1 protein-coding gene is annotated in these 662 nt (G+C 67.1%); it reads left to right on the top strand.

All coding sequences use genetic code 11. From position 1 onward, the window contains the following. Positions 1 to 662, top strand: a 662-nt coding sequence (locus tag ACFMBG_RS24155; RefSeq protein WP_421057178.1) for a Na/Pi cotransporter family protein, incomplete at both ends; no start/stop codon positions are given.

Genomic DNA, 662 nt, shown 5'->3' on the forward strand with positions numbered 1-662 from the left:
GCGGTGCGGATGGTGCGCACCGGGATCGAGCGCAGCTACGGGGCCTCGTTCCAGCGGCTGCTGACCGGGCGGCAGAGCCATCTGCAGGCTGGCGCCATGGGGCTGATCTTGGCCATCGTGCTGCAAAGCTCGGCGGCGGTGGCGCTGCTCACATCCGGCTTTGCCGCCAGCGGCTACCTCGCCTTCCCGACCGGGCTGGCGATTGTGCTGGGCGGCGATCTGGGCTCGGCGCTGATCATCCAGATCCTGTCGTTCAAGCTCGACTGGCTGGTGCCGGTGCTGCTGGCGATCGGCGGCTATCTGTTCGTCAAGACCGAGACCAAGAAGGCGCGGCAGCTGGGGCGGATCCTGATGGGCGTGGCTTTCATACTGATATCGCTCAGGTTTCTGCGCGAGGCGATGGACCCGATCCGCGACAGCGCTTTCCTGCCCGCCATCGCGGGCTACCTGGCGCGCGACTATATCACCGCCTTCCTGGTCGGCGGCGCGCTGGCCTTTGTAATGCATTCCAGCGTGGCGGCGATCCTGATGTGCGTCACCCTGGTGCAGATCGGCGCCATCCCCTTTGCCGCCGGCCTGTCGCTGGTGCTGGGAGCGAATTTCGGCTCCGCCTTCATCCCGGTCTGGCTCAGCCGCGGCATGGACCTGAAGGCGCGGCGCAT

It is taken from the genome of Leisingera coralii (assembly GCF_049056525.1).
In the GTDB taxonomy this organism is placed as follows: Bacteria; Pseudomonadota; Alphaproteobacteria; order Rhodobacterales; family Rhodobacteraceae; genus Leisingera; species Leisingera coralii.